A 26,400-nucleotide genomic window follows, 5' to 3' on the forward strand; every position below is an offset into this window, starting at 1 on the left:
TCAGGCGGGCGTGTTCGGATCGGGGGTGGCCGCGGGTTCTGGCTCGGCCGGGGGCGGGTCGTCAGCCGGCTCGGGTGCCGGGTCGGTCGTGCCGGGGTCAGTGCCGGGGTCAGTGCCGGGGTCGGTGGTGCCGGGGTCGGTGGTGCCGGGGTCGGTGGTGCCGGGGTCGGTGGTGCCGGGGTCGGTGCCCGGGTCAGTGCCGGGGTCGGTGGTGCCCGGGTCGGTGGTGCCCGGGTCGGTGGTGCCGGGGTCGGTGGTGCCGGGATCGGTGTTCGTCTCGGTTTCGGTGGGTGTGCCGGTGTCGGCGGTCTCGGTGGTGCGCGGGGGCGTCTGTGCGCCCTTGGTCGGCTTCGGGGTCGGAGCCGCGTCGGCCTTCGGCGTCGCGACCGGCTTCTGGCTGCGGCGGGGCGGCGCGTTGCGCGGCGTGGTCTGCTGCTGGTGCGGCGCGGCCACCGGCGTGACGGGGGCGGCGTCGGGCGCAGCATCCGGATCCGTCACCGGCGTCTCGGCTTCGGATGTCGGAGTGGGCGTGGATTCCGAAGCCGGCGGGGCGAAGAACGCACTCAGCCCCGAGCCGGCGGTCAGCGTGCTTCCGAAGACGATGGCGGCGGCGACGAGGATGGCTCCGCTCGAGATGGCCATGATGTGGCGGACGGTGGGCGCCGACCGTGTCGCGAGGGGCCCGATGGGTGCGGCGAGCACCGAGGCGGGCGCGGTGGGAATCACGTCGAGCTCGCCCGCGGCGGCCGTGTCATCCCAGGGCACGAGCTCGCCCGACACGCCGAGGTCGCGATCGAGGGAGCGGACGAGCGCCGTGCGGGCGGCGCCCAGGGCGATGGAGGACTTGGGATCGGCATCGATCGCGGTGGGTCGGTCGAGTCGCTCAGACAGACGCTGCGTGACCAGCGGGATGCGAGACGACCCGCCGATGAGGAGGACCGACTCCAGCTCTTCGGCATCCACGTCCGCCGCGTAGAGCGCATCCTCGAGCGCGTCGATCGTCTGCTCGAGCGACTCGTCGATCATGTCCTCGAACTCCGCCCGCGTCAGTCGCACGCTGGAGCGTCCGGCCGCGACGAGCACGGGGATCACGACGTCGGAGTCGAACGAGAGCGCCTCCTTGGCGTCGACGCACTCGCGTCGCAGCTGCGAGAGCGCGATCCGGCCGTCGGCAGAGGCATCCTCCAGCGCTTCGGCCGGCACCTCTGCGGCGCGCAGGACGTGTCGGAGCACGTCGTCGTCGAAGTCGGCGCCGCCCAGATTGTCGAGTCCGACCGGTTCGCCGACCACCTCGAACGATTCGCCGTGCTTGCGCAGGATGACGGAGTCGAACGTTCCGCCGCCGAGGTCGTACACCGCGAGGGTCTGTCCGTCCTGGAGCGCGCGGGCGGCCTCGTAGTGACGGGCGGCCGCCTCGGGTTCGGTGATGAATGCCACCTCTCCCACGCCGAGCGCATCCAGCGCGGCGCGGACGAGGCCGAGTCGGTGAGGGCCCCACATCGCCGGGTGCGTCAGTGCGACCCCGTCCGGCATAGCGCCTTCACGCTCGGCGACCAGCTCGATCACACCGGAGACGGTGCGCGCATACAGCTGCTCGGCGCGGATCGCCTGACCGCCGACCGTGAGCGGCACTTCATCGCCGATGCTGCGCTTGAACTCGCGGATCAGCCGCTCGGGCTGCGTGACCCCACGCCGTTCGGCGGCATCGCCGAACAGCAGGTCGCCGTCTTCTGCAACGAAGGCGACCGTGGCCACGCTGTCGCTCTTGCGACCCAGTGCGAACGGTGCCGCGGTGATGCTGCCATCCGCGCTCAGTCTCGCAGTAGCTGCCCCTACGCGGCTCGTTCCCACGTCGACAGCAAGAAAATATGACCCACCCATGAAGACTGCCCCCAGCTCACTAGTGGCGAGTTCCCCCGATCTCGCGCCGCGGCCCACCATTCCCAGTGGTAGAGGCACGCGGTGCTGTGATGATACATCCGCATCACGCGCGGGTACAGGGCTCAGTGCCGAATGCTCGGATTCTCATCTTGGAATCATCGGGACGTCACGAATTGGCACTCACGTTGCACGAGTGCCAATCACGTGCCTACACTTGGCGTTAGCACTCTCACTGTGCGGGTGCTAACGAGTCTTCAGTCTCAAGGAAAGAAGAGGTAGACCGTGTCGGTTTCCATCAAGCCGCTCGAGGACCGCATCGTCATCAAGCAGGTCGAGGCCGAGCAGACCACCGCAAGTGGCCTCGTCATCCCCGACACTGCCAAGGAGAAGCCCCAGGAGGGCGAAGTCGTCGCCGTCGGCCCCGGCCGCATCGATGACAACGGCAACCGCGTCCCGCTGGACGTCGCCGTCGGCGACCGCGTGCTCTACAGCAAGTACGGCGGGACCGAGGTCAAGTTCGGCGCCGACGAGTTCCTCGTGCTCTCGGCCCGCGACGTCCTGGCGGTCGTCGTTCGCTGACCCCGCGCACAGCGCAGCTTCGAGAGGGCCGGATGCCGTGGCATCCGGCCCTCTCGCATTCCCCGGGAACGGCGACCCGGCGTCGGCGGCGCTCATTAGGCTGAGGTGGTGAACCGCGAACCCTCCGAGAGCCCCGCCGGAGGTGACACCGACGAACTGGCCGAGTCCGCGGCGTCGACAGCCGGGGTGGCGTTGCCCCCGGCATCCGCCGATCTCTCTCGCGAGCGCAGTCTCGGCGGGGTGTACGCGTTCTCGGCGTACTTCCTGTGGGGGTTCCTGCCGCTGTACTTCGTGCTGCTCGCGCCGACCGGACCGTTCGAGCTGGTCGCGTGGCGCATCGTTCTCTCGCTGGTCTTCTGCGCACTGCTGCTGACCGTGACGCGCACGTGGGGGCGGCTCGCCGCGATCTTCCGGCAGCCGCGCGTGCTGGGGCTGACCGTGATCGCCGGCCTGCTGATCTACGTGAACTGGCAGGTCTTCATGTTCGGGGCGCTCAACGAGAACGTCATCGAGACCAGCCTCGGGTACTTCATCAACCCGATCGCGACGGTGCTGCTGGCGGTGCTCGTGCTGCGCGAGCGGCTGCGCGTCACGCAGTGGGTCGCGATCGGCATCGCCGCCGTCGCCGTCATCGTGATCATCGTCGGGTACAGGTCGTTCCCGTGGATCGCGCTGACCCTGGCGGCGAGCTTCAGCCTGTACGGGCTGGTCAAGAAGCGCGTCGGACCATCGGTGGATGCTGTCAGCGGCCTGACGCTCGAGTCGCTGTGGCTCATGCCGATCGCCGTGATCATCCTGGTCGTCGTCGGCACGTCCACGGGCATCACGATGGGTGCGAGCGGCTGGGGCCACGCCGTGCTGCTGAGCCTGGCGGGCGTCATCACGGCGGTGCCGCTGCTGTTCTTCGCGGCCGGCGCGCGCCGCGTGTCGCTCACCGTGATCGGCCTGCTGCAGTTCGTGGCGCCGATCCTGCAGTTCATCATCGGTGCGTGGGTGCTCGGCGAGCCGATGCCGGTCGAGCGCTGGATCGGGTTCGCGCTGGTGTGGGTCGCGCTCACCGTTCTCACGGTGGACTCGGTGGTCCACGCGCGGCGGACGCGGGTGGCCGCAGCATCCTGACCCCCGCCACCGGGTGCGGTTCGGCGCGGGCATGGGGCGCCGGGCGCGGGCGTGGGGCGCTGGTGCGGCGCGACGTGCTTGAGGTTGAGAAACCGCGCGTAGGTTGAGGCATCGCGCGAGTCGTGGTTTCTCAACCTCTGCGTGGTGTCTGAACCGACATGTGGTTTCTCAGGGCGGCGCCCTGCGCACGCCCCGAACAGTCCGCGTGCTGCGCGACCTGCGCGCGCCGCGCCTGTACGGTGCAGCCGCGCTTGTAGGGCGGGTGGTGCTTATGCGGGGCAGGCGGCGGTGCGGCGGCGCGACGTGCTTGAGGTTGAGAAACCGCGCGTAGGTTGAGGCATCCCGCGAGTCGTGGTTTCTCAACCTCTGCGTGGTGTCTCAACCGACATGTGGTTTCTCAACGCCGCGGCCGGAACAGCCCCGAGCGGCCGCCCCGGGCAGGCGCGGCGCACCGGCCGCGCCCCTCAGCGGACGAGGCGGGCGATGGCCTGCGTGGCCTCGGTGATCTTCGCGTCGGCCTCGGCGCCTCCCAGGCGTGCGGCGTCGACCACGCAGTGGCGCAGATGGTCGTCGAGCAGTCCGACGGCGACGGCCTCGAGGGCGGAGGTGAGCGCGCTGATCTGCGTCAGGATGTCGATGCAGTACTTCTCGTCCTCGACCATCTTGTGGATGCCGCGGGCCTGACCCTCGATCCTCTTCATGCGATTGAGGTACTTGTCCTTGTCGGTGATGTACCCGTGGTGGCTGTCGGCGTCGGTCTGGCTGTGGTCGTGGGTCGCGATGTCGGTCATCGGAGAGTCCTTCACTGTGAGAGGGATCGGAAACGGCGCAGTCGCAGGCTGTTGCCCACCACGAAGACGCTGGAAAGTGCCATCGCCGCGCCGGCGATCATGGGGCTGAGCAATCCCAGCGCGGCGAGAGGGATCGCCGCCACGTTATACGCGAACGCCCAGAACAGATTGACGCGGATCGTGCGGAACGTCGTGCGCGACAGGCGGATCGCGTCGGCGGCACTGCGCAGGTCGCCGCGGACGAGGGTGATGTCGGAGGCCTCGATCGCGGCATCCGTTCCCGTTCCCATCGCGAGGCCCAGGTCGGCCTGCGCGAGAGCGGCGGCATCGTTCACGCCATCGCCGACCATGGCCACGACGCGGCCCTCCGCCTGCAGGGCGGTGATCACGGCGACCTTGTCTTGCGGCAGCACCTCGGCGGTGACCCGTTCGATGCCCACCTCGTCGGCGATCGCGCGCGCGACCGCGGCGTTGTCGCCGGTGAGCAGCACAGGCTCGAGGCCGAGCGCGCGCAGCCGGGCGACCGCCTCGCGGCTGGTCGGCTTGACCTGGTCGGCGACCACGAGGAGTCCGCGGACCTCTCCGTCCCACGCGACGAGCACCGCGGTGCGGCCGGATGCCTCGGCCTGCGCCTTCGCGTCGGCCAGCGGCGACGGCAGGGTCAGTGCCCAGTCCGCCAGGAGCGCCTCGCGCCCGACGAGCACGGCGTGCCCCTCGACGACGCCCGACACGCCCTTGCCGGGCACGTTCTGGAACGACTCCACGTCGGGCAGCGGCCCGGTCTCGGTGGCGGCGGCCCGTGCGATCGCCTGCGCGATCGGGTGCTCGGACGCGTGCTCGAGGGCCCCGGCGAGACGGAGGAGTTCGGTGCGGGCGGGTGCTCCGGCATCCGTCGTGAGCCCGGCCTCCGCCCGGCGGAGATCCGCTGCCGTCCCGGCGTCCGCCTGGCGGAGATCCGCTGCCTCCCGGGCGTCCGCCTGGCGGAGATCCGCAGCCGTCCCGGCCTCCGCCCGGCGGAGATCCGCTGCCTCTCGGGCGTCCGCCTGGTGGAGATCCGCGCGGGCGGCGGAGGATTCGGAGCCGATGCTCCGCCCGGGAACGGTTTCTCCGCCCGGCACGGCGGCGTCGTCGCCGCGCGCGAGGACCACGTCGACCAGCGCCATGCGGCCGGTGGTCACGGTGCCGGTCTTGTCGAGCACGACGGTGTCGACGGCGCGCGTCGACTCGAGCACCTCGGGACCCTTGATCAGGATGCCGAGCTGGGCCCCGCGCCCGGTGCCGACGAGCAGGGCAGTCGGGGTGGCGAGGCCGAGCGCGCACGGGCAGGCGATGATGAGCACGGCGACCGCGGCGGTGAAGGCGAGGGGAGCGGATGCCCCGGCCAGCAGCCATGCGGCGAGCGTGCCGACTGCGATGACCAGCACGATGGGCACGAAGATGCCCGAGATGCGGTCGGCCAGGCGCTGAACCTTGGCCTTGCCGGACTGCGCCTCTTCGACGAGCCGCGCCATCTGCGCCAGCTGCGTGTCGTCGCCGACACGGGTCGCGCGGACCACGAGCCGGCCTCCGGCGTTGACGGTCGCTCCCACGACCGCATCGCCGGGCGCGACCTCGACGGGCACCGACTCTCCGGTGATCATCGAGGCGTCGACGGCGGAGGTGCCCGAGACCACGACTCCGTCGGTGGCGATCTTCTCACCCGGGCGCACCACGAACTCCTCGCCCACGCGCAGGTCCGCGATCGCCACGCGGGTCTCGACGACCCCGCCGCCGGGCACGGGGCGCAGCACGGCGACGTCCTTCGCGCCGATCGCGAGCAGCGCCCGCAGCGCGGCTCCTGCCCGGCGCTTCGCGCGCACCTCGAAGTAGCGGCCGGCCAGCACGAAGGTCGTCACGCCCGCGGCGACCTCGAGGTAGATGGCTCCGGCTCCGTCGCCCGGCTGCGCGGTGCCACCGAGCAGCACCGGCCATTCGTAGCCGTGCGTCATGCCCGGCATCCCGGCGGTTCCGAGGAAGAGCGCATACAGCGACCACAGGAACGCCGCCGACACACCGAGCGAGATGAGCGTGTCCATGGTGGCGGCGCCGTGGCGCAGATTCACCCAGGCCGCGCGGTGGAACGGCCAGGCGCCCCACACCACGACCGGCGCGGCGAGGGCCAGCGAGGCCCACTGCCAGTACGTGAACTGCAGCGCCGGGATCATCGCGAGGAGGATCACCGGCACCGACAGCACGATCGAGCCGATGAGCCGCTGGCGCAGCCCCGTCAGCTCGGAGTCATGCGCCGGTGCGTGCTCCGCATCCGCGGCGGGAGGCTGGGGGAGTGCTGCCGTGTAACCGGTCTTCACGACCTCGTCGATGAGCGTCTGCGGGTCGAAGCTGGCCGGCGCGTGGACGACCGCCTTCTCGGTGGCGTAGTTGACGGATGCCTCGACCCCGTCCAGCCGGTTCAGGCGCTTCTCGATCCGTGCGGCGCACGAGGCGCACGTCATGCCGCCGATCTCGAGTTCGACCCGGGCGGACGGGGCCGAGGTCACCATCAGGCGCGGACCGCGCTGTAGCCGGCCTCGTCGACGGCGGCGAGGACGGCGTCGTCGGCGACCTCACCCGAGGCGACGATGGTGAGGGAACCGGATGCCGCGCTCACGCGCACGTCCTGGACGCCCTCGATCTTCGACACCTCGCCGCGCACCGACGCTTCGCAGTGCCCGCAGGTCATGCCGGTCACGGTGTACTCGAACTCAGCCATAGGTGGACTCCTTCTTCCGGATCGTGGATACCCCTTGGGGGTACGACACGATCGAGTTTATACCCACGAGGGGTATGCGTCGTCGGTGTGGACGAATTCGCACCGAAATCCCCGGTCCTGCGGCGTTACAAACCGTTAACGAAGAGCAACACACGCGGGTGCCTGCCGCGGTTAGGTTTAGGTCATTGAGGTCGGTTCCCGAGCCGATCCGCGTACACACCACAGCAAGGAGCAACATGAGCGTCTTCACCCGCTCGCGCAAGACCACCGTCCTCGGCGGTCTCGCGCTCGTCGGCGCCAGCGCCCTCGTCCTCGCCGGCTGTGCCGGTGGGGGCACCGGTGGCACCGAAGAGCCGACCGAGAATGCCGGTCCGACCGAGGAGCTGAGCCTCACGCTCGGCACCGCCCTGCCGCAGACCGGTAACCTCGCGTTCCTCGGACCGCCCGAGGAAGCCGGCGTCGCCTACGCGATGGCACAGATCAACGAGGTCACCGCCGACACCGGACTCGACGTGGATGTCGTGTTCGGCGACTCGGGCGACACCGACAACAAGGCGTACGAGGCCGAGATCCCGCGTCTGCTGGGTGAGGGCGTCTCCGCCATCATCGGCGCTGCGTCGTCGGGCACGTCGCTGCAGTTCATCGACCAGGTCACGGGCGCGGGAGTCATCCAGTTCTCGCCGGCCAACACCTCCGACGCGTTCACGACCTACGACGACAACGGGCTCTACTTCCGTACCGCGCCGTCGGACGTGCTGCAGGGCGACGTGCTCGGCAACCTGATCGCCGAGGACGGCCACCAGACGCTCGGCATGATCGTGCTGAACGACTCGTACGGCACCGGTCTGGCCAAGTACGTCACCGAGGCGTTCGAGGCGGCCGGCGGCGAGGTCGTCGCTCAGCCCACCTACAACACCGGTGACACGAGCTTCGACGCGCAGATCTCGGAGGTCCTCGCGGCCGACCCCGACGCGATCGCACTGATCACGTTCGAAGAGGTCACGACGATCCTCCCGAGCCTGTTCGGTCAGTTCCCCGCTGAAGACCTGTACTTCGTCGACGGCAACCTGGCCAACTTCGGCGAGGATTTCCCGCCGGGCTCGCTCACCGGCGCGAAGGGCACGTTCCCGGGTCTGTCGCTGGACGCCATCACGGACTTCACCGACGCGCTCGACGAGTTCGTCGAGGCCGAGGGCATGGATCCGCTGACGGAGTACACCTACGCGGCCGAGTCGTACGACGCGACCATCCTCCTCGCCCTCGCGGCACTCGCCGCGGGCTCGACCGACTCGGCCGCAATGGCCGAGAAGCTGATCGAGGTCTCGGGCGGCTCCGGCGACGGTGAGAAGTGCGAGTCGTACGCCGGCTGCGCCGCGATCATCGTAGGCGGTGGCACCGCCGACTACGACGGCGTGTCGGGCCCGATCACGTTCGACGAGGTCGGCGACCCGACCGAGGCGACGATCGGCATCTACCAGTTCGGCGAGGACAACACGTACGGTCCGTACGAGGGCTGATCCTCTCTGACGCGACGGCCCCGGGTCCTGGACCCGGGGCCGTTTCGCGTGCGCTGCCCGGGGATCCATGCCCTTCCCCTGCGCAGCAACCCCGCGAGAATCCAACCTCCGCCAGGTGGATTCTCGCGCGGAGAGAGGCTGCCGCCTACGACGAAGTGGGGGCCGGATGCTGTGGCATCCGGCCCCCGCTCAGTCCGAGGTCGGCGGGTCAGGTGCCGAGCGTGCCGAGGTACAGCTCGGTGACCTTGGGGTCGTTCAGCAGCTCGCGCCCGGTGCCCGTGTAGGCGTCGCGGCCCTGGTCGAGGACGTAGCCGCGGTCGCAGATCTGCAGGCAGCGACGCGCGTTCTGCTCGACCATGATGCACGTCACCCCGGCCTTGTTGATCTCGGAGACGCGGATGAACGCCTCGTCCTGCCGGACCGGGGAGAGGCCGGCCGACGGCTCGTCGAGCAGCAGAACCTTGGGATCCATCATGAGCGCGCGGCTCATGGCGACCATCTGGCGCTCACCGCCCGACAGAGAGCCGGCGCGCTGCTTGAGGCGCTTGCCCAGCTCGGAGAAGATGCCGGTGACGAATTCGAGGCGCTCCTTGTAGATGCCGGGCCGCTGATACAGCCCCATCTGCAGGTTCTCCTCGATCGTGAGGCTGGGGAAGACGTTGTTGTTCTGCGGGATGAAGCCCACGCCCCGCGCCACGAGCTTGTTCGCCCGCAGGCCGGTGATGTCTTCGCCCTCGAGCGAGATCGAGCCGCTGCGGATGTTCACCTGGCCGAAGATCGCCTTGAGCAGCGTCGACTTGCCGGCGCCGTTCGGGCCGATGATGCCGATGAGCTCGCCCTGCTCGGCGACGAGGCTGCAGCCGTTGAGGATGTTGACGCCCGGCAGATAACCGGCGTGCACCTCGTCGATGACGACGACGGGCGTTCCCGTCGCGGTGGGAGCGGTCATGTGCGGTCCTCCTGTTCCTCTTCGGCGATGCCCTCATCGACGAGGACCGTGGCGGATGCGGCGGCGGAGGCCGCAGCATCCGTCGTCGGGTCGGCTTCGACGACGTCGATGCGCCCGGTGACGACACCGAGATCGAGATCCTGGTGGGCACCGAGGTACGCGTCGATGACGGCGGGATCCTTCATGACCGTCGCCGGGTCGCCCTCGGCGACGATGCGGCCCTCGGCCATCACGATCACCCAGTCCGCGATGTGGCGCACCATGTGCATGTCGTGCTCGACGAACAGGACGGTCATGCCCTCGTCCTTGAGGTCGAGGATCTTGTCGAGGAGCGACTGGGTCAGCGCCGGGTTGACGCCGGCCATCGGCTCGTCGAGCATCACGAGGGTCGGATCGGTCATGAGCGACCGCGCCATCTCGAGGAGCTTGCGCTGGCCGCCCGACAGGCTCGCGGCGAAGTCGTCGGCCTTGGCGTCGAGCTTGAACTTCTGCAGCAGGACCATCGCGCGGTCCTCGATCTCGGCATCCTGCGAGCGCCACAGTGCGGGGATCATGCCGGCCCAGAACTTCTCGCCGCGCTGATTCTGCGCGCCCAGCTTCATGTTCTCCATGACGGTGAGCAGGCCCAGCGCCTTGGTCAGCTGGAAGGTGCGCACCAGTCCGCGGCGGGCCACCTTGTAGGCGGGGACGCCCGAGAGCGACTTGCCCTCGAACGACCACGTGCCCTGATCGGGCTGGTCGAATCCGGTCAGCAGGTTGAACAGCGTGGTCTTGCCGGCGCCGTTCGGGCCGATGAGGGCGGTGATCGCGCCACGCGGGATCTCGACGTGCTCGACGTCGACCGCTGTCACGCCGCCGAAGGTGCGGCGGACGCGGTCGGCGACGATGATCGGGTCGACCTTCGCGACGCCGGGCACCGCCTCGCCCACGTGCAGCCCGGTCGTCTTGGCGCGGGCGACAGGCGCCGAGCCGGTGGCGGGCGCGGCCTCGGAGGGGATGCCGTCGTCGGGGATGCCGTTGCCGGGAGTGCTGTTATCGGACAAAGGTCAGCTCCTTCTTGTTGCCGAGGATGCCCTGCGGCATGAAGATCACGAGCAGCATGAGCGCGACGCCGACGAGGATGAACCGCAGCGTTCCGGCCTGGATCTGGTTCAGGCCCGGGAGCCAGCCGGCCGAAGCCATCGCCGGCAGCACGTTCGCGAGGAACGTCTGCAGCGCCCAGAAGATGAGCGAGCCCAGCAGCGGACCGAAGACCGTCGCGGCGCCACCGAGAAGGAGGGCGGTCCACACGAAGAACGTCAGCGACGTGACGTACACGCCGGGGCTCACCGCCGACGGCAGCGCGTAGACGATGCCGCCCGCGGCGGCGAGGACGCCGCCGAGCACGAGGGCCTGCATCTTGTAGGCGAACACGTTCTTGCCGAGCGAGCGCACGGCGTCCTCGTCCTCGCGGATGCCCTTCAGGTTGCGTCCCCACGGGCTGCGCGTGAGCATCCACACCACGAGGGCGGCGATGCCGAGCGTGACCAGGCCCATGATGCGGACCCACCAGCCGGTCTCGTTGTACACCCACGGACCGAAGCCGTACTCGCCCTGGGGAATCGGGTTGGAATCGCGGAAGCTGCCGTGATACCCGCTCAGCCCGTCGGCCGAGCCCGTCACCGAGTCGAACGCGGTCGTCAGGAACAGCAGGCGCACCACCTCTGCGGCCGCGATGGTCACGATGGCGAGGTAGTCACCCCGCAGACGGAGGGTGGGAATACCGAGGATCAGGGCGAAGATCGCGGCTCCGACCAGTCCCACCAGAGCGCCGGCCCACCAGGGGAGTCCGAAGCTGAGGATGGAGATGGCGTAGCCGTAGGCGCCGATCGCCATGAAGCCGGCGATGCCCATGTTGATCAGGCCCGCGTAGCCGAAGTGCACGGCCAGGCCGAGCGCGGCCAGCGCGTACCCGATCGTCGCCGGGCTGAGGATCGACGAGGCGGTGTTCGAGAGAATCTGAATCCAGTCCATGGGTGGTCCTAACCGATCCGCTCGCGTCGTCCGAGGATTCCCTGTGGGCGGAACAACAGGATGACGATGAGGATGAACAGGGCGCTCGCGTACTTGAGGTCGGCCGGGATCCACAGGCTCGACACCTCGACGAGCAGACCCACGATGATCGCGCCGACGAGCGCGCCGTATGCGGTTCCCAGACCGCCGAGCACGACCGCGGCGAACATGAGCAGCAGGATCTGGGCGCCCATGTCCCACTTGATGCCGGGACGGTAGTACGCGTACAGGATGCCGGCGAGGCCGGCGAGACCGCCCGCGACGATCCAGACGACTCGCACCACGGCGTCGACGTCGATGCCCGACGCCGCCGCGAGAGAGGGATTGTCGGAGATGGCGCGTGTGGCCTTGCCCAGCCGCGAGCGGGTCAGCCACAGCGCGAAGGCGACGATCACGAGGATCGAGATCGCGAGCGAGGCCATGTCGATGATGCTGAGCTGCACCACGCCGAAGAGGGGGAGCTTCTCCTGGGACGAGAACGGGAGCTGCAGCGTGCCACCGCCGATGAACAGCTGGAACGTGTAGCGCAGGGCGAGCGAGAGCCCGATGCTGACGATCATGAGCTGAACGACTCCGACGCGCCTTCGGCGCAGCGGTCTCCACAGGATCATGTCGAGGACGAGCCCGAAGACCGCGCTCAGGATCACCGCGATGGGGTATCCCAGCCACCACGGCAGCGCGAGGCTCGCGGGGCCGACCAGGAAGAGCGCGGCGATGGCGCCGAAGGTCACCATCTCGCCGTGCGCGAAGTTCGAGATGCCGGTCGTGCCGTAGACCAGCGACAGGCCGATCGCGGCGAGTGCGAGCATCAGGCCGAAGCTGAGGCCCTGGACGATCCGCTGCACGAGCTGGTCGAAGAAGCTCGTGACGTTGCGCTCACCCTCGCCGATGAAGAAGTTCACCGAGACGCGGCCGCCTTGGCTCATCTCGACTTCCTTGACGTTCGGGGTGTCGTCCTCGGGATCGACGACGGCGATGCCCTCGGGGAGGGTGTCTTCGTCGAGGGTGATGACGTAGGTCTCGCCGCGCTCGGGGACTCCGACGCGCCACTGCCCCTCGGCATCCGTCTCGACTTCCTGCTCACCCCCGGGACCGTCGATCGTCAGGACGACCCCTTCGAGCGGCTCACCGTCGAGCTGCACGTTGCCGCTGATGCGGTAGGGATCGTCTTCGTCTGCCAGTGCGGGTGTCGCGGTGGCGAACAGCCCGAGCAGGATGAGCAGCAGCCCGAAAAGCGCAGCGGTGGCGCGCCTTCCGGCGATGCGTCTCGTGGTCACAGTCGCAGGACCCACAGAACCTCCAGTTCGCACGACACGTACACCGAAGCTCGGGTCGCATCGGCCGTGATGAACGACGGTACGACTGTAATGTGTCGCCGGTGTTTCGCCTACGACACCCTGTGGATACGTGATGGATTCGCAACGGGATGCCTCGCGCCGTGGGCCCGGATACCCCGCGGCTCCGCGGCGCGAAGCGGCGGGCGGAGGGGCGCGCGGAGCATCCGTTCCGGTTCCGCTCCTCGCGTGCGCGGGTGCCACGCGCGGGAACAAACGGCGTCTTCGCGCGCTTAGAATCGAGTACGGAGCGTCATAAGCGCACCGGCCGCCGCCGTCCATCTCGAGCAACGCGCCGCGCGCGCAGGAGACCCCATGGAGCACAACGACCCCTTCGGCTTCGTCGGACTGACCTACGACGACGTGCTGCTGCTGCCCGGGCACACCGACGTGATCCCCAGTGAGGCCGACACGTCGTCGCGCGTCACGCGGCGCATCACCGTCGCGACGCCGCTCATCTCGAGCGCGATGGACACCGTCACCGAGGCCCGCCTGGCGATCGCCATCGCCCGCGAGGGCGGGCTGGGCATCATCCATCGCAACCTCGCGATCGAAGAGCAGGCGTCGATGGTCGACCGGGTCAAGCGCAGCGAGTCCGGCATGATCACCGACCCGATCACGACGACACCGGATGCCACGATCGAAGAGGTCGACAACCTCTGCGCCACCTACCGCATCTCGGGCCTGCCGGTCATCGACGAGGAGGGGCGCCTCGTCGGCATCGTCACCAACCGGGACATGCGCTTCGTGTCGGGCTTCGAGCGCCAGACCACGAAGGTGCGCGACGTGATGACCAGCGAGAACCTGGTCACCGGCCGCGTGGGCATCAGCGCCGGCGAGGTCATCGCGCTGTTCGCGCATCACCGGGTCGAGAAGCTGCCGCTCATCGACGACGACGGCAAGCTCGCGGGGCTCATCACCATCAAGGACTTCGACAAGAGCGAGAAGTACCCGCTCGCCACGAAGGACGAGCAGGGCCGCCTGCGCGTCGGCGCGGCCATCGGCTTCTTCGGCGACGCGTGGCAGCGCGCCGAGGCGCTGCGCGATGCGGGCGTCGACGTCCTCGTCGTCGACACCGCGAACGGTCAGTCCGCCGGCGTCATCGACCTCGTCCGCCGTCTCAAGGCCGACTCGAGCTTCGACCACATCGACGTCATCGGCGGCAACGTCGCCACTCGCGAGGGTGCGCAGGCACTCATCGACGCGGGCGTCGACGCCGTGAAGGTCGGCGTCGGCCCCGGCTCGATCTGCACGACGCGTGTCGTGGCCGGTGTGGGCGTTCCCCAGGTCACGGCCGTGTACGAGGCATCCCTCGCCGCGCGCGAAGCGGGAGTCCCTGTGATCGCCGACGGCGGCCTGCAGTACTCGGGCGACATCGCCAAGGCCCTGGTCGCGGGCGCCGACACCGTCATGATCGGCTCGCTCCTCGCCGGCACCGACGAGTCGCCGGGCGAGATCGTCTTCCAGGGCGGCAAGCAGTTCAAGCAGTACCGCGGCATGGGTTCGCTGGGCGCGATGCAGACGCGCGGCAAGAAGACCTCGTACTCGAAGGACCGCTACTTCCAGGCCGACGTCCCCAGCGACGACAAGCTCATCCCCGAGGGCATCGAGGGCCAGGTCGCCTACCGCGGCCCCGTCTCGGCCGTGGCGTATCAGCTGGTCGGCGGTCTTCGCCAGTCGATGTTCTACGTCGGCGCGCGCACCATCGAAGAGCTCAAGGCCAAGGGCAAGTTCGTGCGCATCACCGCCGCGGGCCTGAAGGAGTCGCACCCCCACGACGTGCAGATCGTCGTCGAGGCCCCCAACTACAAGCGCTGATCCAGCGACAGGAACGGATGCCGCAACCCGGCGCGCGAGCGCGGGCCGCGGCATCCGTTCTCTGTGTCGCCGGGCCGGGCATGGCCGCGCGCGTCATGGTTCGTGCGAGTACCTCCACGCGATACCGCGTGTTCTGAGATGCGGCGACCGCGGCCGTCTCGCTTCGCCTGTGCGTCAGGTCAGGCGGAAGGGCGCTGCGGCGCGCGCGGTGTCGTCGACGGCGAGGCCGGCCAGCACCGCACCGACGGCCGGTGTGAACTTGAAGCCGTGGCCCGAGAAGCCGGCGCCGACGACGATGCGGCCTCGCCGGTCGAGCACGAAGTCCTCGGTGTCGGTCGAGGTGTAGGTGCAGCTGATCGGGACCGCGGAGTCGGCATCGAGCCCCGGCATCCACTCGCTCACGTACTCGCGAAGGCGCTCAGCGAGCGCAGGCACGGGCTGGAAGGTCCGCGCGTCGGGGTCGACGACGGGCCCGACCAGGTGCAGCCCCACCTTGACGCCCTCGCCCGGCGTCGGCATGCCGTACACATTGCCGATGTGGCGATCGGGGTCGACGAAGTGGTTGAACGACGGCCACTCGGCTGCGGCGCGCAACGGCGTGAAGTGCGCCGGGCTCTCTTCCGTCACGGTCAGCCGGGGCAGCGGGAAGGACGGGGGAAGGATGCCGGAGGTCCACGCCCCGGCGGTGACCACCACGATGTCGGCCACGATCTCGGTGCTCGCATCGCCCGCGCGGACCGTCACGGCGACGCCGTCGGGCCGCTCCTCGAGCGCGGTGACGGCGTGCCTGTAGCGGATGTCGGCCCTGTGACCTCGCGCGCCGCGCTCGAGCGCCTCGAGCGCGGCGGCAGCTCGCACCACCCCGGCGTCGGGGGCGAACAGGGCGTCGCCGTCGAATCGCATGCCACTCCAGCGCCGGCCGGCCTCGGTCGCCGAGAGCACCTCGGCCCGCTCGCTCCTCGCCGTCAGCGCGGCGTGGACTCCGTCGATCACTGCCGGGTCTCCGTGCGTCACCAGTCCGTGCAGCCGGAGCAGCGGTTCGCCGGTGGTGCGGGCGAGCTCGTCCCACTCGATGCGAGCGAGCGTCAGCAGGTCCAGGTAGTGCTCGGCGGCGTAGGCGTTGTTGAAGTTGCGGGTCGCGCCGTGCGAAGCTCCGCGCGCGTGACCTTGCTCGAACCGCTCGAGTGTGAGCACCCGGTGCCCGCGGCGGGCGAGCTGCCACGTCGTGGCAAGGCCCATGGCACCGGCGCCGATCACGAGGTACGGGACGCGTTCGATCATGGCCCCATCTTTCCAGCGGGTCGGAAGCTCCGGAGCGCGCCCACCCGCCGCTACCCTGATCCCGTGATCAGACAGCGGCGGCATCCGGCGGCGACGCAGCGCACGGTCAGGCTCGAAGCGTTCACCGACGGCGTGTTCGCCATCGCGGCGACGCTGCTGGTGCTCGACCTGACCACCCACTCCATCGGCAAGGTCACCAGCGATGCCGAGATGTGGGACGCGCTCGCCGGCATGGGGGAGCTGCTGCTGAACTTCGTGCTGAGCTTCGTGCTGCTGTGTCTGCTGTGGATGGTGCATGTGCAGCAGTTCGAGCACGTCGCCAGGGCGGATTCGGTGCTCATCTGGCTCAACAACGGCCGGCTGCTCTTCGTCGTGCTCGTGCCCTTCGCCACCGGCCTGATCACCGAGTACCAGGAGTACTTCGCGGGTCGGATGGCGATGCCGGTGACGTTCTTCTTCGCGATCCTGTTCGGCTGGGTGCAATGGCAGTGGGCGGTGCATCGCCGCGACGTCATGCTCCCCGATCTGACCGAGGAGCAGGCCGTCGGCTATGGCCGTGCGTCGCTGAGCGCACTCATCATCGGCGGCGTGGTGGTGGCGCTGTCGCCGTGGATCGGATCGGCGGCGTTCCTGCTGTTCCTTCTGGACGGCGTCCTCACCCGTGCTCTCGGCGGCAAGAGCGACTGACGCCGCAGTGATGCCCGACGCCGCGACCCCTCCGCGTCGTGGCTCACGACGCGAAGGGACCGGCGGGGCCGGGGAGCGCGGATCAGCGACCCGGGATCAGCGGACCCCGGCGAGGTCGGATGCCGCAGCCGGGGCTTCCGCGTCGGCCGGCGCCGGGGCTGGGCCCACGCGCCCGGAGGCTCCGCTCGACGCACCAGCGGCGCGTGGAGTGGGCGTGGGGACGCTCGTCGCCGAGCGCCCCGCGGGAAGCCACAGCGCCGTGATCGTCGCGGCGAGGAGCACGCCCGCGCCGGTGAGCACGGCCGGTCGCGCCGCGTCGACGTAGAGGTCGGGCAGCAGTTCGCCCCCGGCGCTGACGAAGATCGCGGTCATGACGGCGGTGCCGAGCGCGACGCCCAGTTCTCGGACCGTCGAGTTCACGCCCGAGGCCTTCGCATGATCGAGCAGTCCGAGCGTGGCCAGCAGCGCCGTCGCCGACGGCGCGAAGACGAGGGCCATGCCGACGCCCGCCATGATGAACGGCGCGATGAGCGCGGGATAGTCGAGGTCGGTCGACATGACGAGACCGATCCAGGTGAGTGCCGCCGCCTGCAGGCCGAGGCCCAGCACCATGAGCACGCGTGTACCGACACGGGGCGCCAGCATCCCCGCGATCGGGGCGACCACCATCGGGGCGAGGGTCCACGGCGTGGTCTGCAGGGCCGCCTCGAGCGGCGATGATCCCTGCACCACCTGCAGATACTGGATGAGGATGAACACCGCGCCGAACGTGCCGAAGCTGAACGCGAATCCGATGATGTTCGTCACCGAGAACGAGCGGTCGCGAAACAGGCGCAGCGGCACCAGCGGAGCCTTCGCGCGGGCCTGCCACGCGAAGAAGATCCCGAGCAGCACGGCGCCGAGGGCGATCTCGCCGATCACGCCGATCGAGTCCCAGCCGTCGTCGTTGCCGCGCACGACGGCGTGCACGAGGGCGAGCACACCCGCCGCTGCGAGCACCGCGCCCGGCACGTCGATGCGAGCTCGCGCACCGAAGTCGTTGCGCAGCACCAGTAGCGCCAGCGGGATCGCGACGATCGCGACAGGCACGTTGATCCAGAAGATCGCCTGCCAGTTCCAGCCCTCCATGATCGCTCCGCCGACGAGCGGTCCGACGGCGACGCCGAGCCCCGAGACACCGCCCCAGATGCCGATCGCGAGCGCTCGCCGGGTCTGAGGCACCGCGCCGCTCAGCAGCGCGAGCGACAGCGGCATGACCGCCGCGCCGCCGAATCCCTGCAGCGCGCGGGCGGCGATGAGCTGGCCGGGATCCGTGCTGAGCGCGGCGAACACCGAGCCGATGCCGAACACCGCGATGCCGATCGCGAACACCGTCCGCCGGCCGAAGCGATCGCCGAGAGCGGAGGCGATCAGGATCGCGCCGGCGAACGCCAGCGTGTACGCATTGACGAACCACTGCAGCTGCTCGACGCTCGCACCCATCTCGCGATGCAGCACGGGGAGCGCGTTGGTCATGACGAGGTTGTCGAGGGTGGCCATGAACATCGGAAGGGATGCCGCGGCGATGACGAGCGCGAACGGCCGAGCGCGACGGGGCCGTGCCCGTTGCTCGGTCGGGGCGGTGGCGAGGGGATCGAGGGCCATGAGGTCTCCGTAGTAATTGAATGATTACTTCTGAAGAGAAATGTAGTAATCGACTGATTACAAAGTCAAGTCATTCGCTGATAACCTTCCGGCATGAGTTCCGACAGCACCGTCGCCGTGGACGAGACGACCGATCCGGCGCGCCGCCTGACGTCGGATGAGCGCCGCCGTCAGATCCTCCACGCCGCCCTGATGGTCTTCGGCGCGCGAGGGTACGAGGGCGCCACGACGGACGAGGTCGCCCGGGCCGCGGGCGTCAGCCAGCCCTACGTGGTGCGGCTGTTCGGCTCGAAGGAGAACCTCTTCCTCGCGACGATCGACGACGCGCTGGCCAGGCTGCTCGAGGCGTTCCGCGCGGCGCTGGCCGAGGGTGACGACAGCGACAAGCCGGTCGGCAAGCGGATCGGCGAGGCGTACGTCAACCTGCTCGAGGTCCGGGGGCTGCACCAGACCCTCGCGCACGCGTATCTGCTCGGCAGCCACCCCATGATCGGCCCGGCCGCGCGCAAGGGCTTCGCCTCGGTGTGGCGGTTCTTCCGCGACGAGGTCGGATTCGACGCCGAGGAGGCCCGCTCCTTCATGGCCGAGGGCATGCTCATCAGCACCATGATCGGGCTGCGCCTGGTCGACGACTACGGCTCGGACCCGCAGATCACCGAGCTCTTCCGCTCGTGCTTCCCGACCGAGCTCCCGCACGTGCTCGACGTCATCCCGCGCGGCACCGAGCGCTGGTAGCCATCTCGGGCGGGGGAGCGGTCCCCATGCCCACTCCCGCGCCGCCGGCGCGTCGCGCGGAGCCTCCCGGGGGCGCGGACGCCGCCGGAGGCTGGCCGTCCGTCGGAGCGGGGGCGTATCGTCGGGGACATGTGCCGGAACATCCACACCCTCCACAACTTCGAGCCCGCGGCATCCTCCGAAGAGGTCCACGCCGCCGCGCTGCAGTACGTCCGCAAGATCGCGGGCACGACGAAGCCGTCGAAGGCGAACCAGGAGGCGTTCGACCGCGCGGTGCACGAGATCTCCCACATCACGCAGCACCTGCTCGACGACCTCGTCGCGGTGACGCCGCCGAAGAACCGCGAGGAAGAGGCGGCCAAGGCGCGCGAGCGCGCGATCAAGTCGGGCCGGTACGCCGCCGCCTGAGTTTGCGGCATCCCTTTCCGCCTCTCGCCCGCGCCTGGTTGCGAAAACACCAGTCCGTCGGCCGACACGCCGGGGACGGATGCCGTGGCGCGGCGTGTCGCCGTGACGGGCTGGTGTTTTCGCCGGAGGGGTGCGCCGGTAGGCGGCCGCCTGAATTTGCGGCACCCCCTTTCCGTCTCTCATCCCACGCCGGGTTGCGGAAACACCAGTCGGTCGGCCGACACGCCGGGGAGGGATGCCGTGGCGCGGCGTGTCGCCGTGACGGGCTGGTGTTTTCGCAGGAGGGGTGCGCCGGTAGGCGGCCGCCTGAGTTTGCGGCATCCCTTTTCCGCCCCTCACCCCACACGCTTGGTTGCGGAAACACCCAGTCGGTCGGCCGACACGCCGGGGAGGGATGCCGTGGCGCGGCGTGTCGCCGTGACGGGCTGTGTTTTCGCCGGAGAGGTTGGCCGGTAGGCCGCGGCCTGAGGTTGCGGCATCCTTTCCGTCTCTCATCCCACGCCGGGTTGCGGAAACACCAGTCCGTCGGCCGACACGCCGGGGAGGGATGCCGTGGCGCGGCGTGTCGCCGTGACGGGCTGGTGTTTTCGCAAGAGAGGTGTGGGGGAGAGGTGCTGGGGTAGTCTGGTCGGCTGCCCGCTCGCCGGAAGGGCGCCGCAGCGGACAGGAACACCGTGGGGTACATCGACATCGCCGCCGTCTCGTACGCGCTGCCGGACGGGCGGCCGCTGCTGGATGAAGTGAGCTTCCGCGTCGGCGAAGGCTCGACGACGGCGCTCATCGGCCAGAACGGCGCGGGCAAGACCACGCTGCTGCGCATCGTGCGCGGCGAGATCGCGCCGCACGGCGGGGTCGTCTCGATCGACGGCGGCCTGGGCGTCATGGACCAGTTCGTCGGTCACGGCGAAGCGGGCCAGACCGTGCACGACCTGCTGATCTCGGTCGCTCCCGACCGGGTCCGTCGCGCGGCGCGCGAGCTCGAGGACGCCGAAGCCGCGATCATCGAGCACGACGACCTCGACACCCAGATGCGCTACGCGGGCGCGCTCGCCGACTACGCCGAGGCCGGCGGCTACGAGTACGAGACGGTGTGGGACACGTGCACCACCGCGGCCCTCGGCATCCCGTTCTCTCGAGCACGGTTCCGTGAGCTCACGACGCTGTCGGGCGGCGAGCAGAAGCGGCTGGCGCTCGAGGCACTGCTGCGCGGACCCGACCAGGTGCTGCTGCTGGACGAGCCCGACAACTACCTCGACGTGCCCGGCAAGCGCTGGCTCGAAGAGCGACTGCGCGAGACGCCGAAGACGGTGCTGCTGGTGTCGCACGATCGCGAGCTGCTGGCGCGGGCCGCGGATCGCATCGCGACCCTCGAGGTCGGCGGCGCGGGCAGCACGGCATGGGTGCACGGCGGCGGGTTCGGCACGTACCATCGCGCTCGCGACGAGCGCATGGCGCGGCTCGACGAGCTGCGGCGGCGCTGGGACGAGCAGCACGTCAAGCTCAGGGAGCTGGTGGCGACGCTGAAGGTCAAGGCGACCGCGAACGACTCGTTCACGTCACGGTATCGGGCGGCTCAGACACGTCTGCGCAAGTTCGAAGAGGCCGGTCCGCCGCAGGAGCGTCCGCCCGAGCAGGATCTCGCGCTCCGGCTCCGGGGCGCCCGCACGGGCAAGCGCGCCGTCGTCGCCGAGCAGCTCGAGCTGACCGGACTCATGAAGCCGTTCGACCTCGAGGTGTGGTTCGGTGACCGCGTCGCGGTGCTCGGCTCGAACGGGTCGGGCAAGTCGCACTTCCTGCGGCTGCTGGCCCGCGGCGGCACCGACCCCGATGCGCGGCTCGGACACGTCACGACGACGGGCGCCGCCCTTAAGCCGGTGCCCCACTCCGGCCGCGCCGTGCTCGGAGCCCGGGTCGTGCCGGGCTGGTTCGCCCAGACCCACACGCACCCCGAGTTCACCGGGCGCACGTTGCTCGACATCCTCCATCGCGGTGAAGACGCCCGAGCAGGATTGCCGAGGGATGCCGCAAGCTCCGCCCTGGACCGTTACGGCCTCGTCGGCCAGGCCGAGCAGACCTTCGACAGCCTGTCGGGCGGGCAGCAGGCACGCCTGCAGATCCTGCTGCTCGAGCTCTCGGGGGCGACGCTGCTGCTGCTCGACGAGCCCACCGACAACCTCGACCTGGTCTCGGCCGAGGCCCTGCAGGACGCGCTCAACCGGTTCGAGGGCACCGTGCTCGCCGTCACGCACGACCGCTGGCTCGCGAAATCCTTCGACAGGTTCGTGGTGTTCGGCGCCGACGGCCGCGTCTTCGAGTCCGACGCGCCGGTATGGGACGAGGCGCGGGTGGCCCGCACGCGCTGAGCGGTTCCGGATGCCGGGGCCCCGGCATCCGGAACCCTCGTCCTGGCGTGGGTAGGGGAGATGTGCGGTCGATCGCCGGATCCGGAAATCGGATGTCGGCGGTCTTTCCGGAGCGGCGTCGGCGTGGCGCTCCGGAAACGCGACGAATCTCCCGTTTCCGGATCCGGCGAACGGGGCGCGGGAGGAGGGCGGGACGGTGAGGCGGGCTGCGGGCGCGACAAACCCGCCCGGTAGGCTGGGGTGGTGAGCATGGACATCGAACTCGGTCGCGCCAAGCGCGCACGCCGCGCGTACACGTTCGACGACATCGCGGTGGTGCCGTCGCGGCGCACGCGCAACCCCGAGGACGTCTCCACGACGTGGACGATCGACGCGTTCAGCTTCGACATCCCGGTGCTGGGCGCTCCGATGGACTCGGTCGTGAGCCCGCGGACGGCGATCATGCTCGGCCAGCTCGGCGGCCTCGGCGTGCTCGACCTCGAGGGCCTGTGGACCCGCTACGAAGACCCGGAGCCGCTGCTGGCCGAGATCTCGGGTCTCGAGAAGGCCGCCGCCACCCGTCGCATGCAGGAGCTGTACGCCGAGCCGATCAAGCCCGAGCTCGTGCGGGATCGTCTCGCCGAGATCCGTGCGGCCGGCGTCACCGTCGCCGGCGCGCTCACCCCGCAGCGCACGCAGGAGCTGTACGAGACGGTCGTCGCTGCCGGCGTCGACCTGTTCGTGATCCGCGGCACGACGGTCTCGGCCGAGCATGTGTCGAGCGTCGACCAGCCGCTCAACCTCAAGAAGTTCATCTACGACCTCGACGTTCCCGTCATCGTGGGCGGCGCAGCCACCTACACCGCGGCGCTGCACCTGATGCGCACCGGCGCCGCGGGCGTGCTCGTCGGATTCGGCGGGGGAGCGGCATCCACCACTCGCGCCACGCTCGGTCTGCACGCGCCGATGGCCACCGCCGTCGCCGACGTGGCCGGAGCCCGCCGCGACTACCTCGACGAGTCGGGCGGGCGCTACGTCCACGTGATCGCCGACGGCGGCGTGGGTACCTCGGGCGACATCGTCAAGGCGCTCGCGATGGGCGCCGACGCCGTCATGCTCGGCGTGGCGCTGGCGCGCGCGACGGATGCCCCGGGCCAGGGATACCACTGGGGTCCCGAGGCGCATCACCCCAAGCTGCCGCGCGGCCGCCGCGTGAAGGTCGACCAGGTCGCCTCGCTCGAAGAGATCCTGTACGGCCCGGCGCCGGTCGCCGACGGCACGGCGAACCTCATCGGGGCGCTGCGCAAGTCGATGGCCACCACCGGATACTCCGACCTCAAGGAGTTCCAGCGCGTCGAGGTCGTCGTCGCGCCCTACGCCGCCGGATGACGCGAGCCGTGACCGACCCCGACCCCGCAGGCGCGGCCGCCGCCGATCCGGAGGTCTTCCCACCGACGCTGCGCGAGGTGATGGTCCGGCCGCAGTGGATCGGGATGCTTCTGCTGTGCCTCGTCGTCGCGGGAGTGTTCGCGTGGCTGGGTCAATGGCAGCTGGGCCGCGCGATCGACACGGACCCGCCACCTCCGGGCGCCACGGAGCAGGTGCGGCCGCTCGACGAGGTCGCGGCGCCGGGCGAGTATCTTCCCGAGCCGCTCGTCGGGCAGCGAGCCGGGACCGCGGGGTCGTGGGTGCCCGGCGACTTCCTCGTCGTGGAGTCGCGGTTCAACGACGGCGTCGAAGGCTATTGGGTCACCGGCCAGCTGCGGCTGACCACCCCCGAGCGACCGACGTCGATCGCCGTCGCGCTCGGCTGGGCGGCGACCGAGGACGAGGCGCTCGCCGCCATCGAGCGGCTCGAGGCCGAGGCATCCGATCCCCGCGTGCTCGTGGATGTGAGTGGCCGCCTCATCTCGGACGAGGGGCCGCTGCCGCCGCCGTCCGGCGCGGATCCGCAGACCATGACGCGCATGTCGCCCGCCGCACTGCTGGGACGCTGGCACGACGTCGACGACCTGGACGTGTACCGCCCGTATCTCGCGTCGTCGGCGCCGTTCGGAGGGCTGACCGCGATCGCGTCTCCGGCTCCCGACGAGAGCTCGAACGTCAACTGGCTCAACATCTTCTACGCCGCGGAGTGGGCCGTGTTCGCCGGCTTCGCGTTCTACCTCTGGTACCGCCTCGCCCGCGATGCGTGGGAGAAGGAGGTCGAGGACCTCGAGGACCTCGATGACGCTGCTGGCGACGAGGCGACGGCATCCTGAGCCCGCCTCTTGTTGGACTGCGTCCACCGGAGTCTGCGTGCCCTGAGCCCAGAACTCGATGAACGGCGAGTGACGCCACACCGAACTGCAGGCGGCGTGCCCGCTTCGCGCGCCCGACGGGCAGGGGAACTCTCGGCCGCTGTATGAACGATCGAAGAAGATCCGACGAAGCCGCCGAATACGCCCGAACCGGTCGAGAGACTCTCCTCGGGCCGCCATGGGAGCGGCTCGCGCCTTGTGCGCTGACCGAGCCGCCACCCGATCCAGCGGCTCCCTCGAGAGGTGTTTTCGCGTGCCCCGATTCGCCCATCCCGCCGTGCTGACGGCAGGTGCGCTTGCCGTCGTCGTCGGCCTGACAACCGTCGGCGGAGGTGTCGCCGTCGCAGCCGGCGGTGGCCTCGCGCCGCCGGCCGTCAACCCCGCGACCGTCCACGAGCCGACGGCCGTCCCCGACCGGGTGATCCTGACGCCCACCACCACGCCCGCGACAAGCCAGTCCGTCACGTGGCGCACCTCGGACGCCGTCAGCGCCCCACAGGTGCAGTGGGCGCTCAGCGGACCGAGCCTGGTCACCGGTGCGCAGACACTGGCCGCCACGTCGACCGCCGAGTTCGACGCCGACCTCGGCTACGCCGTGGCGCACCACTCCGCGACGATCGAGGCCCTCGAGCCCGGCACCACGTACGTGTACCGGGTCGGAGACGGTGAAACCTGGAGCGAGTGGCTCGAGTTCACCACCGCCGCAGACGAGGTCGGCGGCTTCAGCTTCCTGGTGCAGGGTGACGCGCAGAACGACAACAAGGCGTACACGTCCCGCACGTTCCGCGCAGCGTTCGAAGCGCGACCCTACGCACGGGCCGTGGTGCACGCGGGGGACCTTATCGACACCGAGAGCAGCGATGCCGAGTGGGGCGAGTGGCACGAGGCAGCCGCCTTCTCGAACCAGTACCTCAATGTCATCGCGTCCACGGGCAACCACGAGTACTACCCGGGACCCGATCTGGCCCGGCACTGGGGTGCGCAGTTCGAATACCCGCTCAACGGCCCCTCGGGCCAGGAGACGCTCGCCGAGACGGTGTACTACACCGACTACCAGGGCGTCCGCTTCATCAGCCTCGACAGCACGCAGGCCATGGGCGCTGCGTCGCGTGAGGCGCAGACGGCGTGGCTCGAGCAGGTGCTCGCTGAGAACCCCAACCCGTGGAGCGTCGTGAGCTTCCACCACCCGGTGTTCTCGGTCACCAGCGGCAGGGACAACGCCGCCCTTCGAGAGGCGTGGTTGCCGCTGTTCGAGGAGTACGACGTCGACCTCGTCGTCCAGGGCCACGACCACGCCTATGGAAGAGGAAACCTCGTGTCCAACGAGGAAAACCTCCCTGCGGGAGCGGATGCCTCGACCAGCCACACAGGTCCCGTCTATCTCGTCAGCGTCGCCGGCCCCAAGATGTACGTTCCCGACCCCGAGGGCGACAACAACTGGACGCGCAACGGCGCCAACCTGCGAGTCGTTGGCCGTGACGTGCAGCTGTTCCAGACGGTGGACGTGACCGAAGACGGTCGCATGCATGTCGAGGCGCGCACTGTCGACGGGGCCCTGTTCGACGCGTTCACCATCACGAAAGAGGACGACGGGACCAAGATCGTCTCCGACGACGAACTGTGGGCGGGCGGCCCGGGCTCCAGCCGCGAGGGCGTAGCCCCGCCGCCGCTCCCGACCGACCCGACCGATCCCACGGACCCGACCGATCCCACGGACCCGACCGATCCCACGGACCCGACCGATCCGACGGACCCGACGGACCCGACGGACCCGACGGACCCGACCGATCCGGGCGCCGAACAGCCGACGGTCACGCTCAGCGACAACACCGTCGCACCTGGTGGTTCGCTGGACGTCTCAGCGACCGGCTTCCTGGGCGGTGAGCGCGTCTCGATCGAGTTGCACTCGACGCCGGTCACACTGGCGCTCTCGACCGCGAGCGACGCCGGCGCCATCACGGCGGCCGTGACCATCCCGCAGGACACGCAGCCCGGCGAGCACTCGATCGTACTGCGCGGTCTCGAGTCCGACCGCACGGTGTCGGCCGACATCATCGTGACCCGTCCCGCCGCCGGAACCGGCGCCGGCGCGCTGCTTCCGGCGACTGGCGGCGAGCTGCCCATCGGGATCATCGCGGTCGGCACGCTGCTCGCCGCCGGTGGCACCGCACTGATCACCCGCACTCTTCTCCGCAACCGAAAGGCGTCCTGAGC

21 protein-coding genes are annotated in these 26,400 nt (G+C 69.9%); 11 read left to right on the top strand and 10 right to left on the bottom strand.

Annotated elements, in window-relative coordinates:
* The gene (locus tag ACLKM7_RS18310) at window positions 1–1,755 is read right to left on the bottom strand and encodes an Hsp70 family protein (protein ID WP_436448735.1); all 1,755 of its coding nucleotides are present in this window, start codon (window positions 1,753–1,755) and stop codon (window positions 1–3) included.
* A gap of 408 nt (window positions 1,756–2,163) precedes the next feature.
* Here ACLKM7_RS18310 and groES point away from each other — a divergent pair, with 408 nt between their 5' ends.
* A complete protein-coding gene (gene groES, locus ACLKM7_RS18315) occupies window positions 2,164–2,460 on the top strand; it encodes a co-chaperone GroES (RefSeq protein ID WP_017203655.1) in 297 nt (98 codons plus the stop codon).
* Window positions 2,461–2,652: 192 nt separating this feature from the next.
* Window positions 2,653–3,579 (top strand): EamA family transporter RarD, encoded by a 927-nt coding sequence (gene rarD, locus ACLKM7_RS18320; RefSeq protein ID WP_436448866.1) that lies wholly within the window; start codon window positions 2,653–2,655, stop codon window positions 3,577–3,579.
* A gap of 464 nt (window positions 3,580–4,043) precedes the next feature.
* Here the strand turns inward: rarD and ACLKM7_RS18325 are convergent, their stop codons facing one another.
* Genes ACLKM7_RS18325 through ACLKM7_RS18335 form a run of 3 tightly spaced genes read right to left on the bottom strand, consistent with a single transcriptional unit; the run spans window position 4,044 to window position 7,119 of the window.
* A complete protein-coding gene (locus tag ACLKM7_RS18325) occupies window positions 4,044–4,370 on the bottom strand; it encodes a metal-sensitive transcriptional regulator (RefSeq protein ID WP_436448736.1) in 327 nt (108 codons plus the stop codon).
* An 11-nt stretch (window positions 4,371–4,381) separates the two neighbouring features.
* A complete protein-coding gene (locus ACLKM7_RS18330) occupies window positions 4,382–6,910 on the bottom strand; it encodes an HAD-IC family P-type ATPase (protein ID WP_436448737.1) in 2,529 nt (842 codons plus the stop codon).
* Complete coding sequence (locus ACLKM7_RS18335) at window positions 6,910–7,119, bottom strand: heavy-metal-associated domain-containing protein (RefSeq protein WP_436448738.1); 210 nt, start codon at window positions 7,117–7,119, stop codon at window positions 6,910–6,912. The genes ACLKM7_RS18330 and ACLKM7_RS18335 overlap by 1 nt, the downstream gene beginning before the upstream one ends.
* Window positions 7,120–7,355: 236 nt before the next feature.
* Between ACLKM7_RS18335 and ACLKM7_RS18340 the strand changes: the two genes are divergently transcribed.
* Window positions 7,356–8,636, top strand: coding sequence for an ABC transporter substrate-binding protein (locus tag ACLKM7_RS18340; RefSeq protein ID WP_436448739.1), 1,281 nt, complete (start codon window positions 7,356–7,358; stop codon window positions 8,634–8,636).
* A 208-nt stretch (window positions 8,637–8,844) separates the two neighbouring features.
* Here ACLKM7_RS18340 and ACLKM7_RS18345 read toward each other — a convergent pair whose 3' ends face one another.
* The 4 genes from ACLKM7_RS18345 to ACLKM7_RS18360 form a co-directional block, all read right to left on the bottom strand.
* A complete protein-coding gene (locus tag ACLKM7_RS18345) occupies window positions 8,845–9,585 on the bottom strand; it encodes an ABC transporter ATP-binding protein (protein ID WP_436448740.1) in 741 nt (246 codons plus the stop codon).
* Window positions 9,582–10,520 (bottom strand): ABC transporter ATP-binding protein, encoded by a 939-nt coding sequence (locus ACLKM7_RS18350; protein WP_436448867.1) that lies wholly within the window; start codon window positions 10,518–10,520, stop codon window positions 9,582–9,584. The genes ACLKM7_RS18345 and ACLKM7_RS18350 overlap by 4 nt, the downstream gene beginning before the upstream one ends.
* Before the next feature lie 97 nt (window positions 10,521–10,617).
* A complete protein-coding gene (locus tag ACLKM7_RS18355; RefSeq protein ID WP_436448741.1) occupies window positions 10,618–11,598 on the bottom strand; it encodes a branched-chain amino acid ABC transporter permease in 981 nt (326 codons plus the stop codon).
* Window positions 11,599–11,606: 8 nt separating this feature from the next.
* Window positions 11,607–12,914, bottom strand: coding sequence for a branched-chain amino acid ABC transporter permease (locus ACLKM7_RS18360; protein WP_436448742.1), 1,308 nt, complete (start codon window positions 12,912–12,914; stop codon window positions 11,607–11,609).
* A gap of 372 nt (window positions 12,915–13,286) precedes the next feature.
* On the opposite strand from ACLKM7_RS18360, the gene guaB reads away from it, so the two are divergent.
* Window positions 13,287–14,789 (top strand): IMP dehydrogenase, encoded by a 1,503-nt coding sequence (gene guaB / locus ACLKM7_RS18365; RefSeq protein WP_436448743.1) that lies wholly within the window; start codon window positions 13,287–13,289, stop codon window positions 14,787–14,789.
* Window positions 14,790–14,963: 174 nt separating this feature from the next.
* On the opposite strand, the gene ACLKM7_RS18370 is transcribed toward guaB, so the two are convergent.
* Window positions 14,964–16,070, bottom strand: a complete 1,107-nt coding sequence (locus tag ACLKM7_RS18370; protein ID WP_436448744.1) for an FAD-dependent oxidoreductase — start codon at window positions 16,068–16,070, stop codon at window positions 14,964–14,966.
* Window positions 16,071–16,133: 63 nt separating this feature from the next.
* Here ACLKM7_RS18370 and ACLKM7_RS18375 point away from each other — a divergent pair, with 63 nt between their 5' ends.
* Complete coding sequence (locus tag ACLKM7_RS18375; RefSeq protein WP_436448745.1) at window positions 16,134–16,757, top strand: TMEM175 family protein; 624 nt, start codon at window positions 16,134–16,136, stop codon at window positions 16,755–16,757.
* A 96-nt stretch (window positions 16,758–16,853) separates the two neighbouring features.
* Here the strand turns inward: ACLKM7_RS18375 and ACLKM7_RS18380 are convergent, their stop codons facing one another.
* Complete coding sequence (locus ACLKM7_RS18380; RefSeq protein ID WP_436448746.1) at window positions 16,854–18,401, bottom strand: MFS transporter; 1,548 nt, start codon at window positions 18,399–18,401, stop codon at window positions 16,854–16,856.
* Between the two features lie 93 nt (window positions 18,402–18,494).
* Between ACLKM7_RS18380 and ACLKM7_RS18385 the strand changes: the two genes are divergently transcribed.
* The 6 genes from ACLKM7_RS18385 to ACLKM7_RS18410 all read left to right on the top strand — a co-directional run bounded on the left by ACLKM7_RS18385 (window position 18,495) and on the right by ACLKM7_RS18410 (window position 26,398).
* Window positions 18,495–19,136 carry a TetR/AcrR family transcriptional regulator gene (locus tag ACLKM7_RS18385; protein ID WP_436448747.1) on the top strand — a complete coding sequence of 214 codons (642 nt, stop codon included), beginning with the start codon at window positions 18,495–18,497 and terminating at the stop codon, window positions 19,134–19,136.
* A gap of 129 nt (window positions 19,137–19,265) precedes the next feature.
* A complete protein-coding gene (locus tag ACLKM7_RS18390; protein WP_436448748.1) occupies window positions 19,266–19,544 on the top strand; it encodes a DUF2277 domain-containing protein in 279 nt (92 codons plus the stop codon).
* Window positions 19,545–20,218: 674 nt separating this feature from the next.
* On the top strand, window positions 20,219–21,907 hold the full coding sequence (locus ACLKM7_RS18395) for an ABC-F family ATP-binding cassette domain-containing protein (RefSeq protein ID WP_436448749.1): 1,689 nt from the start codon (window positions 20,219–20,221) through the stop codon (window positions 21,905–21,907).
* Window positions 21,908–22,156: 249 nt separating this feature from the next.
* Entirely contained in the window at window positions 22,157–23,275 is a 1,119-nt protein-coding gene (locus ACLKM7_RS18400) for a GuaB3 family IMP dehydrogenase-related protein (RefSeq protein WP_436448868.1), read from the top strand.
* A gap of 80 nt (window positions 23,276–23,355) precedes the next feature.
* On the top strand, window positions 23,356–24,147 hold the full coding sequence (locus ACLKM7_RS18405; RefSeq protein ID WP_436448869.1) for an SURF1 family protein: 792 nt from the start codon (window positions 23,356–23,358) through the stop codon (window positions 24,145–24,147).
* A 292-nt stretch (window positions 24,148–24,439) separates the two neighbouring features.
* Complete coding sequence (locus tag ACLKM7_RS18410; RefSeq protein WP_436448750.1) at window positions 24,440–26,398, top strand: fibronectin type III domain-containing protein; 1,959 nt, start codon at window positions 24,440–24,442, stop codon at window positions 26,396–26,398.
* Window positions 26,399–26,400: the final 2 nt, after the last annotated feature.

The sequence above is a fragment of the Microbacterium sp. I2 genome (genome assembly GCF_051364985.1).
Taxonomy (GTDB): domain Bacteria; phylum Actinomycetota; class Actinomycetes; order Actinomycetales; family Microbacteriaceae; genus Microbacterium.